At 59.0% G+C, this 16,025-nt stretch carries 9 protein-coding genes; 5 read left to right on the top strand and 4 right to left on the bottom strand.

The features are described from left to right. Positions 1–7: 7 nt before the first annotated feature. A complete protein-coding gene (locus PLH32_14845; GenBank protein HQJ65889.1) occupies positions 8–1,147 on the bottom strand; it encodes a hypothetical protein in 1,140 nt (379 codons plus the stop codon). 134 nt (positions 1,148–1,281) lie between these two features. Here PLH32_14845 and PLH32_14840 point away from each other — a divergent pair, with 134 nt between their 5' ends. From PLH32_14840 to PLH32_14820, 5 genes are all read left to right on the top strand, one after another. Then, entirely contained in the window at positions 1,282–4,125 is a 2,844-nt protein-coding gene (locus PLH32_14840; GenBank protein ID HQJ65888.1) for a PD-(D/E)XK nuclease family protein, read from the top strand. Between the two features lie 57 nt (positions 4,126–4,182). Then, positions 4,183–5,583 (top strand): amidophosphoribosyltransferase, encoded by a 1,401-nt coding sequence (locus tag PLH32_14835; protein HQJ65887.1) that lies wholly within the window; start codon positions 4,183–4,185, stop codon positions 5,581–5,583. A gap of 10 nt (positions 5,584–5,593) precedes the next feature. Beyond that, the gene (locus PLH32_14830; protein HQJ65886.1) at positions 5,594–8,926 is read left to right on the top strand and encodes a UvrD-helicase domain-containing protein; all 3,333 of its coding nucleotides are present in this window, start codon (positions 5,594–5,596) and stop codon (positions 8,924–8,926) included. Between the two features lie 69 nt (positions 8,927–8,995). Next, positions 8,996–10,378, top strand: coding sequence for an amino acid permease (locus tag PLH32_14825; GenBank protein HQJ65885.1), 1,383 nt, complete (start codon positions 8,996–8,998; stop codon positions 10,376–10,378). Positions 10,379–10,567: 189 nt separating this feature from the next. Beyond that, positions 10,568–11,080, top strand: coding sequence for an isoprenylcysteine carboxylmethyltransferase family protein (locus PLH32_14820; protein HQJ65884.1), 513 nt, complete (start codon positions 10,568–10,570; stop codon positions 11,078–11,080). 218 nt (positions 11,081–11,298) lie between these two features. On the opposite strand, the gene PLH32_14815 is transcribed toward PLH32_14820, so the two are convergent. The 3 genes from PLH32_14815 to PLH32_14805 are packed head-to-tail and all read right to left on the bottom strand — an operon-like array spanning position 11,299 to position 15,992. Next, entirely contained in the window at positions 11,299–12,969 is a 1,671-nt protein-coding gene (locus PLH32_14815) for a peptidase (GenBank protein ID HQJ65883.1), read from the bottom strand. Positions 12,970–12,984: 15 nt separating this feature from the next. Then, the gene (locus PLH32_14810) at positions 12,985–15,141 is read right to left on the bottom strand and encodes a TonB-dependent receptor (GenBank protein ID HQJ65882.1); all 2,157 of its coding nucleotides are present in this window, start codon (positions 15,139–15,141) and stop codon (positions 12,985–12,987) included. 11 nt (positions 15,142–15,152) lie between these two features. Continuing rightward, positions 15,153–15,992 (bottom strand): hypothetical protein, encoded by an 840-nt coding sequence (locus tag PLH32_14805; GenBank protein HQJ65881.1) that lies wholly within the window; start codon positions 15,990–15,992, stop codon positions 15,153–15,155. Positions 15,993–16,025 lie beyond the last annotated feature (33 nt).

Here is a 16,025-nt window from a genome sequence, read left to right as displayed (position 1 = left end):
GGAACTCTCAGTGTGATTTCTCTGGCGTTGCTGAAAGCGGACGACTCGCTCGCAGTGCGGCATAGAGGTGGTGCAGCAGCAGCCGGTTGTCGGCTGCGATATAGCGTACGCTTCCACCCATCCGATGAAAGGATTTGAGAAAGCGCAGATAATAATCGGGCGAGTTCTTCGGCGGCTCTCCCCGGGACCAGTCCCAGTGGCTCTCCTGGAGATCGTTGATGACCATGAGGTGCCGGGTGAGGATGGGCTGGCGCTCCTGCAGACGCAGATTGTTGACAGCGGAAAGGGCCTTCTCGAAAATCTGCGGAGCCATGATCGCCGAACCGATGGAGAGGAAAAGGCCGTCCTCCAGCCCGGCGACGGCGTGGGCGAAAATCTGGAAATCCTGATGGCTGGCGCGGCCCAGGGCGGCTCCATTGGCCAGAGGATGATTGTAGATGATATCGTAGCCGATGCCGCAGTGCACGGTGACCGGCAGCTGGAAATGGAAGGCCTGCCCGAAGAGGGAGTACTCCTTGTGGGGGTGGGCGATGGGGACAGGGCCGCCGTGAAGACCGGCCGAGCGCATGGTGGTGAGCAATTCGGCCCGGGCGGGAGCGAGGGGATGGTTTTCGCGCAGATTCTCCTGCAGCTCCTTCTCGAGGACCGCCGTTTCGGGGAGCAGCAGGCCCTCCTCAGCAATCATCGCTGCGATGGCCTCGCCATAGCCCATGCCACGCAGGAGATTGACTTGAACTGCGAGATTGAGCCAGCGGCCGGTCTCATCCCAGGTGCCGAATCGTCCCTGGGCAACGTTGGCGCGGACATCCTCCTCCGAACGGCCCTGATAGGCGAATTCCCAGTCGTGAATGGCGCCGGCGCCGTTGGTGGCCAGGTGGGTGATCCAGCCCTCTTCCATCATCCGGATCACCAGCGGGGCAGCGCCATTCTTGATCAAATGGGCCCCGAAAGCCAGGATCACACTGGCGCCGCGAGCGCGCGCCGAAAGGACGCGTTCAGCAGTCTCACGGGCCAGGACGGCGATCTCCGGAGCCTCCTGCGGTTCCTGCTCCGGATCCACGGCCACCTCCCGGATGGCGGTCTTGCTCATCCGCTCACCCAGCGGGTGGACGCGAATACGCTCTGGTTCGAGACGGGGAAAGGGCATACGGACTCCATGTTAATACATAATAAAGTAAGTGTTTCCATTGATTATGTAAAGACGTTTTTTTAATTGCGTCGTTGATTTTATGTGCGTAAATTGACCGCAACTGGTGCGTCCATAACGAGGTCCCCTTACGCATGCCTCCGTTTCGATTCCGTTATCTCAGCTTTGAAGAACCCCTGCTCTCCCCTGAGGAATGGACCGGCCGTGATGCCCTCCTGCTCTTTACAGGCGAGGCCGGACGTAACGCGGCCAGGCGCATTCTGCAAACAGGTTGGGAACTGAACGGACTGCGTCTGCTCACTTTAGAGGAGTTCGAGGAACTGCTCTTCATTGCCCCTTCTCCATTGCTCAAGGAGGAAAAACGGACGCTCGCTTTCTACGCCAGCCTCGATGCCGGCGCCCGGGACCATTTCCGCATTTCCTCCTATTTCCAGAGTATTGAGCCCGCCAACCGCTTTTTCTCGTTCTGCGAGGAGGCCGGCGAAGCCCTGATGGATATCGAAGCGGTGCCTCGAGACCTCGCAGCGGCCGGGGCTGAGCTGCTCCCCTGGCAGGAAAAGAGCCTGCGCATGCTCCTCCACATCCGCGAGCTCTATCTCGCCTTCATCAGCCGGCATGGCTTCAGCGACCGCATCTTCATCCGGCGCGAGGAGAATATCGACTACGCCTTTTGCGATCCCTTCACAGAGATCGTCCTGGTCAATCCCTTTCATATCACGCCGCTGATCAATTCAGTTCTCCGACTGCTCGCCGGCAGGGGGATCGCGATCACCTTCATCTGCCAGCTGCCGCCTCATCTGATGGACGAGGCGGCGCTCCAGGTGCGTCCGTTCATGGCTGCCGATCTGGGGCCGGCTGCCTTCCGGAAAATCACTTTGCACAAGTGCTGTAATGAGTTCGCCCTCTACGCCCGTTTCATCGAAACCGCCGCGCAGAACCACATCCCTCATGCCGTCGATGTCTCGCTGCAGCCCCCCGCATTTCATCATCTGCTTTCACCCGCCAGGTTCCGGCTGCCAGCCTCTTTCCCGATGAGCGAAACCACCCTCTACCACTTTTTTGCCACGCTCGGAGCCTTGTTTGAAGAGCTGATCTGGGAGAGCCAGGCCGGCTGCTTGCTGCTGCCGCTGCCCGCCCTGCTCGATGCCGTACTTGCACCGGCGTTTTATCAGCCCCTGCTCGACAGCGACGATCCGGAGGAGCGAGCGGCCGAGCAGGAGCGGCTCATCGCCCTGCTCCACAAGCTACAGGAACAGGACTATCTTTACCTTGACCTGCAAGGCCGCTTTTTCGATTCCGCATCCCGCGAGCGGCGAGAGCTGGAATCCCTGGTCAGGCCGGTGCTGCGGCTGCTCGAAAAACTCCTCGCGGTGCAGGATCCAGCCAGCTTTGTCCGCCTCATCAGCGACCCCGAAGAGGTGCCGGTCCGCCGCATCGTTCCGGAGAAGGAGCGCTGCTGCACAACCCTGGTCGAACTCTTTTACCAAAGCCTCGCCGATTTCAGCGCCCTGGGTGAGCTGGGCCTCATCGCAAAATGGAACACGCTCTTCCCGGGTGAAAGCAGGACCACGACGGCACGCGGCCTTCTCCGCCTTTTCCTCGAGTATATCAAATCGATGCGCGTGCGCTTCGAGTGGGGTGGCGACCGCAGGAATCAGATCGAATTCATCAGTTTCGCCGAGGCACGGGACCTCACCTTCGAGCGGCTGGCGCTGCTGCAGGTAGTGGAGGGGCAGCTTCCCCGTACGCGCTCCGTGCCCTGGCTGCTCACCGAACAGCAGCGGGCCCTCCTCGGCCTGGCAACCAGCGATGACATCCGCTTGCGCGAAAAATATGCCTTTTTCCGGCTTGCCCTTTCGACCCGCGAACTCGATCTTTTCACCATCGAAAATATCGGTAAAAACATCCAGCCCAGCTCTTTTGTGGAGGAACTGGGACTGGCCTTTTCAGACCATTTCCACTCCATCACCCACCCCGACCTCGACTATCGGGACTTTGGCCGACAGCTTTTCCGGGATAGGGGGCATCAGCGTCCGCCGTTGCCGGTGCGGGAACAAGAGGATTTTTTTACCCTGCCCTTCGATGCCACCGCTGATTTTCCCGCCGGAGAGTGGCGCCTCGCCTTCTATACATGGGAACAGCTGAAAAGGAACCCCTTCGAATATGCCCTGCGCACAGTTGCCGGCGTGCCGGACTGGCCGAGCCGATGGCAGGCGGAGTGGACCCAGAAGCTGCTCGGCAAAGTCGCCCAGGAGGTCTTTGACCTCTGCTGGTACCACTTCAAACAGGATGCCCTGCCCTTCAGCACCTTCGAACGCATCTTCGATCGCTATGGTGAAAAGGCGATCGCTTCCCTTTTCAACGATCAAGCTGATCTCTATTTCAAACTGCCGAAGAACCACGGACTCGCTTACTTCCGTGAATTTGTCCTGCCGCGCATCCGTAGTTCCTGCGCCTTTTTCTATCAGCAGCTCCACACGCGCTTCCAACTCGACCGCGAAAATCCACGCGTCTATCCGGAAAAAGAGTTCACCAGTGCCAGGGAGACCACCCCCAAGCTCCTGCTCGCCGCCGCGGAGAGTGGTTTGCCGCTGGATGTGCTCCTGACCGGCTGCGCTGATCTGCGCATCGAGTACGGCGAGCCGATGTCGGCCTTTCTCATCGATTACAAGACCGGCACGGATTATAAAGATGACCAGCTCTGGTTCTATGAACTCTTTTATTATCTCCTCGACAATCCGACCATGATGGAGCGGGTGCACTCCTGCTTTTACCGCATCCTCGATCAGCGGTTCGATAAATTACATAAATCGACGAAAAAACTGGGCAAAGCGGATTTCCTGGCCAAATTCCGCAGCGATATCGCCCATACTCTTCTCGAGATCTGCACGGAGGGGTACCAGCCCGCGCGCAGACGCAGCTGGAAAGAGAAGGATGTGGACGATATCATCCGGATGGAGATCTTTCATCCCCGGTGACCGGAGAACGCGTCAGGCCGAGTATTCAACCAAAGGAGAGAGGAGTCAGGACGAACGATGGGCGGTTTTTTCGGAATTGTATCCCAAAACGACTGCGTCAATGACCTGTTTTACGGCACCGATTATCATAGCCATCTCGGCACTCGGCGCGGGGGCATGGCGGTAGTCCAGCCGGATGGCTTCAAGAAATCGATACACAGCATCGAAACCGCGCAGTTTCGTTCCAAGTTCGCCGACGACCTGGCCAAATTCAAGGGCACGATGGGCATCGGCGTGATCAGCGATTATGAGGACCAGCCGCTGCTGATCGCCTCGCATCTGGGCAATTACGCGATCGCCACCGTCGGAGCCGTTGCCAACCTGGCGGAACTCACCGCTCTCGAGCTCAAGAGCCGGCACGGCCACTTTACCGAGATGAATCTCAACGCCATCAATCCCACCGAGCTGGTGGCTTCCCTGATCAATCAGGAAGAGTCTTTCGCGGCGGGCCTCAGTAAGGCTCAGGAGGTGATCAAGGGCTCCTGTTCGATTCTCATCCTGACCGCAGAGGGGATCTACGCTGCCCGCGATCGCCTCGGACGTACCCCGCTGATCATCGGCCGCCGCACCGACGCCACCGCCGTGGCATTCGAAAGCAGCGCCTTTCCCAATCTCGGTTTCGAGACCGCCGCCTATCTCGGTCCGGGCGAGGTCGGTTTCGTCAGCCGAGACGGCTATCAGACCCTCGTCCAACCCGGCGAGAAACTCAAGATCTGCTCCTTTCTGTGGATCTATTACGGCTATCCGGCAAGCAGCTATGAGGGCATCAATGTCGAACAGGTGCGCTATCGTTGCGGCGCAGCCCTGGCATGCGCAGACGGGGTCGAAGTCGATATGGTCTCCGGGATCCCCGACTCGGGCATCGCCCACGCCATCGGCTATGCGGTTGAGGCCCGCCTCCCCTATAACCGCCCCTTCGTCAAGTATACCCCCACTTGGCCGCGCAGCTTCATGCCACAACACCAGGAGATGCGCGATCTCATCGCCAATATGAAGCTGATCCCGATCAGCGACCTGATCGCGGGCAAACGCATGCTTCTTTGCGAGGATTCGATCGTGCGCGGTACGCAACTACGCGACTTTGTCGCCAGGCTCTACGCCTTCGGCGGAGCCGAAGTACATATGCGCGTCGCCTGTCCGCCCCTCCTTTACGGCTGCCCCTATCTCAATTTCTCCCGGTCGCGCTCACTGATGGACCTCGCCGCCCGTCGCGCCGTCATCGAACTCCTCGGCAGCTTTCCGGAGGAGCTGGCGCCGTTCCTCGATCCCTCTTCAGACGAATATGCTGCCATGACCGGGATCATCCGCAAACGACTCGGATTGACGACACTGAAATACCAGACCATGCCCGATATGATCAAGGCCATCGGCCTGCCCTGCGAAAAGTTGTGCACCTTTTGCTGGACTGGTTCGGAGTGAAAGGGCGGAAATGAGAACACGGATTCAAAAGGTGATACGCGCCAGCGCCGGCACCGGCAAAACCTACCGGCTTTCTCTGGAGTATATCGCCCTGCTGCTGCGCTGCCGCAACGATGGGATCCGTTTTGACGAAATCCTGGTCATCACGTTCACCCGCAAGGCCACGGCGGAGATCCGCGACCGTATCTTTTCACAAATGCAAAGCCTCAGCTGCGGGGATCAGAGTGCGGCCGGCTTGCGCGCCGATCTGGAGCCCCTCCTCGGCCGGCCCTGGCAGGAGGCCGACCGCGAATGGCTGCTGCAGGTGCGCGAGGAGATGCTCACCAACAAGAGTCAGGTGCAGATCAGCACCATTGACGCCTTTATAAACCGCCTCTTCAAATCGATCATCTCGCCCTTTATCGGGCTCGGCAGTTATGCGATCAACAGCCGCGTGGATCCGCGCTATTATGCCTCTCTCTACGCGTATGCCCTGGAGCCGGAGAACCTCGGCATCATCAAGAGCCTCTTCGAACGATCGCGGAAACGGACCCTTACGGAGTATGAAAAGCTGATCCGCGGCCTACTCGACGCACGCTATCTCTTCCACTGCATTCACCGCGACGACGCCAGCCACATGCCCCAGCCCGTGACCGCCGCCGTCCATCTGGCCGCCTTTCAGGCCTTGATCAATACCCTTCTCGACCGCTTCGAGGCCTATCTCGTCAGGGAAAAGCCGGGCATCGGCGCCCATGAAGCCCTGCTGGGGAGCTGGTATGACCTGATCTTCGGCGAGGGCGAAGCCGGGAGCGTCTGGCTGGGACAGCTGCGCAGCCGCATAATCGATCCCGCCTTTCTGCGCCAGAACTTCAAGGAGATTATCAAGGCGCCCAGGTTCTGGAACGGCAGTTCGCTGTTGCGCAAAAAGGATGACAGGGAACTCGCCGCCGAGCTAAGGGCAAGCCTTGAGGAGGCCGTGCGCGAGCTGGCCGATTACCTCTATTACAGCGATTTTCTGCAGGAGGAGGCGGAACTGGAGGCGATCGCCGCCATGCTCCTGCGCAAGTATGACGAACTCCGCTTCCGTGACCAAATCTTCGGCTACGACGACATCGCCTGGTATACCTACCGCTATCTCTACGATCCCGAGCTTTCCCTGGTCGAGGAGGATTCGGTCACCAACGCCTTTTACGAAATCCTTACCAGCCGGGTGCGCTTTCTCCTCATCGATGAATTTCAGGATACCAGTCTGATCCAGTTCAATATCCTGCGGCCGCTCATCCGCGAGGTGACCAGCGGTGAGGGCGTCCGGCCCTATGGCGGGGTGATCGTCGTCGGTGACGAGAAGCAGTCGATTTACGGCTGGCGCGGGGGGGAACGCGACCTACTCAGGGCGATGCAGCATCGCCTCGATGAGCGCGAGCCTATCCGCCTCGACACCTCCTTTCGCAGCAGCCCGGTTATCATCGATTTCGTCAACGATTTTTTCGGCGGCGCTCCGTTGCAGCAGCGGCTGACTGCCCTCGGTCTTGACTGGCCGTATGAGCTCTGCAAAACCGCCCGGCTGGAGCAGCCCGGCAGCCTCCTCGTCGCCTTCCGTACCTACCGTGACGGCGATGAGTCCGGTGACCTGACCAGTCAACGCGATGCCAGTGCCGAAATGGTCCTGAAGGAGATCGTGCCGCGGTTGCAGGAGGGGACGCTCCGTCCCAACGAGACCGCCATCCTCGCGCGTGAAAATTCCAGCCTGCACGCCATCGCCGATATCCTCGATGAGCAAAAGATCGACTATGTGCTCGAAAGCTCCCATTCCATCCTCGAGCACCGTGCCATCAAACCGGCGATCCACCTCCTGCGCTATCTGGCTACCCTCGATTTCGAGGAGCTGCTCAAGTTTTTTCGTTCCGACTATCTCCTCTGCGGTGGAGCGGAACTGAAGGCCATCCTGCTCGCCTATCGCGACGCTACGGCCGACCCTGTCCCGCGCCCGCTCTGGCAAAAGTTGGCCGGCCTTCTGCCCGGTGTCGCGGCCGTGCAGCGTTGCGCTGCTTTTTTGAGAGCGGCCGCCGGAAAGGATCTCCTGGTGCTGTGCAAGCGCATTTTCGAGGATTTCTCTGTCCCCCGCATCTTCGAGCAGGAGAACGATAGTAAAAACATTGCCTTCTTTCTACAGATTGTCGCTGATTTCTGCCACAATCAGCGCGAGTACGAACCTTCTCCGGCCGGCTTCATGCGCTACTGCGAACAGCATGAAGAGGATGAAGGCTGGCAGCAGCTCGGGCTGGAGGAGGTCGAGGCCGTCCGGCTGCTCACCATTCACAAGGCCAAGGGGCTCGAGTTTGATAGCGTTTTTCTCTTCTGGCCCCTGGCCAACCGACGGGACGATCACGGCGGCCTGACCTGCTACGTCCGTTATGATGACCAGTTTCAGCGCATCGAGGAGCATGCCCTCACGTACAATCTCGAGAGCGTGCTCGCCGCCTCGAGCGCCGGAACGCTGGTGGAACGAGAGGTGAACCGGGATCGCATCGAGGAGCTGAACGCCTTTTACGTGGCCGTGACGCGTGCCAGGAGCAATCTGGCTATCTATCTGGTGGGGAAGCACAAGGAGGGACTGGAGGGGTTGCTCGCAGCCGCAGCCGACGCAGAAAAGCCTGCGGCGGCGGAGCTGATTATCACCGCCCTGCACGAGATGCTCGCGGCGCAGGGCCGGCTGCGGCTGCTGGGGGCGGAGGCGGCGGAGGCGCGCTGGGGGGAGTGGCAGAGGAACGAGACGGCTGGGCGTCGACCGGAGGGAGTAAGCGCCGGAACTCTGAGTGAATATCTCGACCCGGACCGCTCCGCCTGGTACCGCCCCGACCGTGAACGCTTCGAGAAGGAGCCCTTCCTCGACTACAGAAGCGTCTACCTCAACAAGCGCCGCGTCGACCGCGGCAACCTCGTCCATCACTACCTCTCGTTCATCACCTTTGATTCTCCCGACGCCCGGCAGCGCGCCGCCCGGAGGGCGCTCGCAGATTACGGCAGTCTCTTGCCCGCCGCCGATATCCTCGTGCTCATCGACAGGGTGGAGGCGTTCATCGACGCTCATGCCGATTATTTCTCCGCTGCGACGTGGGCGCGCGTCTTCACCGAGCAGACCCTTTTCGCCCCGGACGGCCGTGAACAGCGCATCGACCGCATGCTGGTAAGCGATGAACGGCGGGAGATTCTTATCATCGATTTCAAAACCGGAGAGAGCCACGATCAGGCCCAACTTGAGGAGTACATAAAAAGCGTCTCCAGCATCTCCCATGTTCGTCGCACCGGGTATACGGTGCGCGGGATCTTTCTGGAGGTGGAGATCGGCCAGACCGGGGGGTAGCATCGAGGAAGGATACTTCCAGCACAAACCACAAACCGCCGGCGCTGGACGACCGGCCAGGAGGAGAGTGTGCCAGCACGGCCAATGGTTCCTGAAGAGTGGTTCAGCGAAAAAAGCACCCTTGAACGCCGACTTGGCCTGACCGAGGCCTTTTCCATCCTCATCGGCCGCATCATCGGCTCGGGCATCTTCCGGACCCCCGCTTCGATTATGATCCTGGTCGGCAGCGTCTCGATGTTCTACGGGGTATGGCTCCTTGGCGGCATCGCCACCCTGCTCGGGGCCTTCGTCTATGCCGAAATGGCGGCCATGATGCCCAAATCGGGCGGCCCCTATGCCTTCCTGCGCGCCGCCTATCCCCCGGTTTGGGCATTTTTGCGCGGCTGGGCCATGTTCTTCGTCTCCGAGACTGGGGCCATTGCCGCCGTCTCGATCGTCTTTGCTGAGTATGGCAATTCTTTATATCGCCTGATCACCGGTATCGCTTTCGGACGCGGCGTTGAGGTGTTGATCGCCCTCGGCATCATCTGGCTGCTAACGCTGGTGAACTGCTTTGGCGTCGCCCTCGGCGGCACGGTGCAGAATGTGCTTAGCCTGCTCAAGCTGCTCGCCCTCGGCATGGTCATCGGAATCTGCTTCGCCAGCGGGGGCAGCAGCGCCCATTTCAGCGAGCCCTTCTGGCCGGACAAATTCACCTGGGGTTCCCTGCTCGCCATGGGGGCGGCTATGCGCTACGCCTTTTTCGCCTTCAGCGGCTGGGAGGGGGCGACCTATGTCGCCGAGGAGGTCAAGAACCCACGCCGCAATCTGCCGCTCTCGCTCATCCTCGGCCTCACCGGGGTGATGCTGATATACCTGGCCGCCAACTCCGCCTACCTCTTCCAGCTCCCTGCTGCCGGCATCGCCAACTCCAAAGGGGTGGCGGTAGATGCCGTCGAGGCGGCTGTGGGCGGTATCGGCGGCATCCTCGTCAGCCTGGCGGTGATGCTTAGCACCTTTGGCAGCGTCAGTTCGCAGGTGCTGGTCAAGGCGCGCGGGGTCTATGCTATGGCGCGTGATGGACTCTTTTTCTGCTGGCTTAGCGAGGTCCATCCCCGCTATAAAACCCCCAACCGTGCGCTCATCGTCCAGGGCATTTGGGCGACCGTGCTGCTTTTTGCCGCCGGCTTCGCCGCCCGTGCCTATGAGACCATCATCGACTTTTTCTCTTTTACCTCGTCGATTTTTAATATCTCGACCTTCGCGGCGGTCTACATCCTGCGCCGGAAATACCCTGAGGCTCCGCGATATTACAAGGCCTGGGGCTATCCGGTCACCCTGATCCTGGTGCTGATCATCCAGGTCTGGTTTATGATCACTACCCTGATCACTGCTTTCTGGCCGTCTCTGGCCGGGGTGGGATTGACTTGCACAGGACTGATCTATTACTATAGGCGCCGGCGCGGCCGCTAATTCTCGCACCGACCCGGATGTACCAGCGGGCAGGTGCCGGCGCTGCCGACGGCTCCCGCGCCAACCCGCCCCGTCTCGCGCCGACCCAAATGTGTCAGCAGACACTTCACCGTTTCCTGTCTATCAGGATTAAGACAAACAGGTTCCGACATGATAAAATTAATAGTCTTTGTAATCGCCAGCCTTTTCATGGCCTACCTTTCGCGGTTTTCGCTGAGGGTTGTGGGCTCTCATGGTTTTTACCGCTTCTTTGCATGGGAGTGTATGCTCATATTGTTGCTGCTTAACGTGAAGGAGTGGTTCAACACGCCGTTGGCCTGGCATCAGTTGATCTCCTGGCTGCTTTTGTCTCTCTCCTTGATAGTACTCATGATGGGCGCCGAGGGTTTGATCCGGCGGGGTAAACCTGGGAAGGGCCGCGAAGACGAAACGCATCTGTTTGAATTTGAAAGAACCTCGCAGCTGGTTGAAAGCGGAATTTACCGCTATATCCGTCATCCGCTCTACAGCTCGCTTTTTTGGCTGAGCTGGGGTATCTTTTTCAAGCAACCCGGCTGGATCGGCTTTTTTCTGTCCCTTGCCGCGAGCTTCTTTCTCTATTTCACTGCCAAGGCGGATGAGGCTGAATGCATTCAATTTTTCGGGGCGGAATACACCGAGTATATGAAAAGGAGCAAACGTTTTTTGCCCTTTGTTTTTTAATCTGTTCAGAGGAGTGTGAAGTTAACCTCCCATAAAGCCTACAGAAGGATTCGGGCGAACAGCGGTACGCCAGGCAGGGAACATCGTGTGCAGGCTGGCAAAAGGAGGTGGGTGGGAGAACATGGTACGCTGAGAGGTGCGAGAGCCAGCGGAGGCACCGGGGCATGTTCATCGGCGCCTCCGGGTGGGCACGAGAGCTGGAGGAGTAAAGGAGGCTTTTACAGGCCGAACTGTGCGAGTACCGGATAGGAGGGCCGGATGTCCACAGGCACCTCCTTCAGGGCTTCCACCATCTGCTGCATCACCGGCGTCATTTTTCGGTACATTTCGATAAACTTTTTCGCACCCTCATAATCGCCGATAGCCTGGAACATCAGCAGTTCGTGTGCAAGGCTGGTCAGCACCGGCAGCATTTTGGTCTCATCCAGGGTCAGCTTGCCGTTTTCATCCTGAAGGAAGGCGCCCTTGTCGAAGCAGTAATTCCACTGAATGGCAACACCGCCGCCATGAGCTTCGTTGATCCCGAACCGGATCGAGCGCAGCATCCCGCCAAGATAGCTGGCGTACATGGGATACTCCATTTCTGCCGGAAAAATCCCCTTCTCCATCAATCGTTTCATATTGAGAATCCCCAGTACGTCGGCCTTGCACTCCTCGATCGTTGAATAAAGCTCCTTCAGGGTTTTAGCGACATCGACGCGTTCGCCGCTGGACAAGGTTATCATGCCGGGTCCCAACCCATGGCTCACTTCGTGCATCAAAACGTGGTTGAAATAGGCTTCGAATGAGACAGCGGTGAGGGGTTTGGGTGCCAGGACGGTCTGAACAATCGGCATCCAGCAGGATTCATATTTGGCTTTGGCAATGTTTTTGAGCATTACCTTTTTGGATCCCTTGGCTTCGCGCACGCGCTCGTCGTTGGGCAGGTTGAATGCAGTAGTCTGCACACCCGATTGGCCGGCAGAATAGATCTCCTCGACCACCTTGACTGGTGACGCGCCGCCGCGTTTGAAATTCTTGTAACGGTCAGGGATGGGCAGATTGGCCTCAAGTTCGTTGAGATGGGCGCCGACCGCCTCCAGCTTGCGGCTCTCCGCATGGTCGACGAGGCATACGAAGGCCTCGTACGAGGCCTTGTAGTTATACAGTCCATCCTCGTAAACCTCATAGGGGCCGATCACCACCTCCAGATCGCCTGTCAAATCCATCCAGGCCATATCGCTCTCGTAATAATCGTCCTTGCGTAGGCCATCGGCGCGCAGGCGCAGGAAATGGGCCAGCGTCGGATCGGTGGTCGATTTGGCAGCCGCCTCGAGATGGCTGGTGAGGGACTCGATCAGGGGATGCCAAACGGTGTGATACGGCACCGCTACGAGTTCGCGACCGTGGCGTTGGATGACGGTGAAATTGGATTCAAAGGAGGCTTTCTGTTCCGGATGGGCAGCAATCCAGGCTTCAAACTCTTCCCGGGTTATGTCTATTGGGTAGAACCCGGCACCAGCGGGCTTAGCTGTACCGGTCAGGAAGGGGGCATCATGTTGCAGCCGGTTCCAGGGACCTGCCATCACCAGGAACATCTCCAGATAGGGCTGACTGGCCGGCGATCTGTCGTCTTGCAGCTTTTTCAGAAGCGCGGGATTTTCGGGGCTGACCTGCAAGCGATAGAGCTGGTCGATAATTTTGGCGGCGCGGAGGATCTCCGCTAGGGCCGATTTGTCTGCGGGTAAAAGCCGGGAAAGGTCGCAGTCCAGAGCGACCGGGGCGAGCTTGTCAAGCTCGGCCTTAACCTCAGCAGCGGGGAGCTTTTTGGGAAAATCCCCCGTTTGCTTGCAACCCGTCAACGTCAGGAAAAAGGTCATCAGCACGCCCCAAAAAATAAATAATCGCATAGGTGCTCCTGCAAATCAGATCGTCCCACTCAAGGTGAGCATATAATTGCGGATGGGCAACAAGGTGCGCTCCATCTGGGTATGGTTGTGGTTGCGGGCGTTGTTGAGATGGCCGCCAAGCGACCATTGCCGGTAGTGCCAGGTCAGGTGCAGGTCGAGTGTCTTTTGCGCCACCCGGTCCTCAAGGGGGTAGAGCTTGACCTGGTCCAGCCGCGCGATGTAACGGTAGTCGGCGCTCATTTCCACGGGGCCAATGCGGTAGATCAGGGTCGTCTGGGAGATTCGACGCGGCCGGTAAGCCAGAGTCGCGTCGAGATCGAGATCGCGCGGATCCATCCAGGTCCAAGCGGTTGTGAGCGAAAGCCCGGGTATCCCCGGTTGCAGCTGCACCGAGGTCTCGAGTCCGCTGATGCGCGCGCGGGTGATGTTGACGAAGCGGATCTCCTGCGTGACCGTAGGTTCTGGCTCGATCAGATCATAATAATCACTGCGGAATGCGCTGAGATCCAGCGACAGCAGAGGGAGGAGAAGCACGCTGGCACCGATCTCGTGCGACCAGGCGGTCTCGGATTTAAGAGTGGGATTGGGGACCAGCTGCAATCCCGAATAGACGGAATTGGAAAAACGTTCCGACATCGAGGCGGCGCGGAAACCGCTGCCGGAGGAGCCGCGCAGCGTCATCCAGGGGAGCGCGTGCCACACCAGCCCCACTTTCGGACTCAGATTTTCATCCTTGAAGCCTGTGTCTACCTTTTGCAGGTCATAACGCGCGCCCAGCGTCAGCGCGAGGGCGCTGATAAGCTTGCGCTCATTCTGAATATAACCGGAGAGAACGTACTGCTCATGATTACCGACCAGGCCGGATTCTACGATGTCCCAGGCCTCCTCTGTGCCGAAGGTGAGGGCATTGCTATTAGAGAACTGATAATCCCCCTGCAACTCCACTCCGATACGGTTGGCCTGCGAAGCGTTGAGATTGTCGTGAAAATAATTCTTCCAGAAATTGCGGAAATAGGAGACGCGGGTGTTGAGGGCGAATTTTTCATTGGCGGCCCAGCGATGAAACAAATTAAGACCGAATTTGTCCGATTTAACCCGGTCTCCAAGCGCCTCCTTGGCCACCGAGAGGGCTTCGCTCTGGCTGCGCCACATCAGGCTGGTGCCGTTGTTATTGGTCTCATAATGGCTGGAGAGGGTCAGGGTAGCTTTGGGGGTGAGCTGGCGCTGCCATTTGAAAAGCCCGTTCACCCGTTGATACCAGCCGTTTTGGGCATAGCCGGTGGATTGGTGGCGTCCGAGTGCCAGCATGAGGTTGGATTTGCCGATGCGCTGCGAGTGGTCGATGTCGATGTCGTCGAAGTGAAGCAGGCGATCGGTCCATTTCCATTCGGCGTACATGGGCTTGTCATAGAAACCCGCCGATAACCGCATGTGGGTTAACGGTTTGACGGCGGCGTTTTTAGTGATGACGTTGACGACGCCGCCGAGGGCGCTTGAGCCATAGAGGGCCGATCCGGCGCCTTTGACGATCTCGACATGATCCACCTGGCTGGCGGGCACCATGCTCCATTTGATGTCGCCGCTGTCGCCGGGCATCACCGGTACACCGTCGATCAGCAACAGAACGCGACTGCCGGCACCATAGTTATAGCCGGAAGAGCCGCGGATGTTGATCTGTCCGCCGACAAAATTGACGCCTGCGGCATTCTCCAGGGCCTTGTCCAGATAAACCTGATTCTTCTGTTCGAGTTCCCGGTTGCTCATGACGCCGACGCTGGTGGGAGAATCCTCGATGCTCTGGCGGCGTTTGGACGCGGTGACCACCACCTCGCCGGTTTCGATCAGGGTCTGCTCGAGCGCAACCGCGAGCTGGACTTGTGCCCCCGCGGCAACGGCAATCGATCTGCGTAAAAAGGGGCGGTAGCCGACAGCTGACACGCGCAGATCATAGCTGCCCGGCGCCAGCGAGTTGATGCTGAAGCGGCCTTCCGGATCGCTGTTGGCGCCGAGCACAGTCCCGGCGATCATGACATTGGCGCCAGGGATGGCCTCGCCGGTCTTGGCATCGGCCACGCGGCCGCTGATTCGGCCACTGCTCTGCGCCGGCAGCGGCTGGGGCCCGATGGCAAACAGAAAGGGAAGGGCCAGTAAGAGTCGATGGGCTCTGTGCATAGGCGGTCCAATCACTTGAGAGGCTTGGTATAGGGAGAAGGCTTGTCAGCCGGAGCAGCGCGCAGGCTGCCCGGGGGAAAGATGAGCGTCAGATCGACATCCAACACGCGGGTCTCGGCGTTTTTGATCTTGATGCCGCCAAAGCTGTAATAAGCACCCTTGATGCTTTCCATACCGATGCTTTTGCCATTTTCAATGACCAAGGCTGCCACGAGCTTGTAGGTTCCCGGCTGAACCGCGATGATATAGCGGGTGGAATCAAATCCTGCATCCATCGGAAAAGAGAAGGTGAGATCGAGCAAGCTGGACGGCAATACCGGAGCCGTGGAGGCAGCCACGACCACCTTGGATGCACCCGCCGGCCAGGCACCCTGCACGCGCAGCATCCCGCCGATGGCGCTGTTGACAGCGCGCTTGACTTTGGTCAGATCACATTCAATATCGATATTCGGGACGATCTCATCCTTGCGGGTCACGGTGACGGTGCCCGGCGCGAGATGATTCTCTGTCGGGAAGTAGTAGCCGATGATGTTGGTGGCATCCCAGGCCTGCCCTTTCTCTTTCCAGACCACACCGACGGCCTGTAGGGCTACCGGATTGGTGTAAAAGGTGTAGCGGATGGAGTCGCCGCCGACTGGTAGGGCGTCACCCAGCAGGACGTCCGCGATGGTTGAGGGCGGGAACTTGAGTGCAGCGGCCAGGCGGATCTGATCGGTATCCTCCGGCCAGGCCCCCTTGAAGGTGATGGTACCGGAGAAACCGCTGAGCTGGGTGGGGGGCTTGATGCCGCTGTCATCGTCACAGGCGAAAAGAACCAGGCCCATCAGGGCCAGAAGGTAAGCGGGTTTCATAACGGATCCCGTCTTAGAAAGTAGGCTTAACTG

Source organism: bacterium, assembly GCA_035419245.1.
Lineage (GTDB): Bacteria > Zhuqueibacterota > Zhuqueibacteria > Residuimicrobiales > Residuimicrobiaceae > JAKPUX01.
The sequence above is the reverse complement of the archived record's forward strand: the minus strand, read 5'-3'. Positions and strand labels throughout refer to the sequence as shown.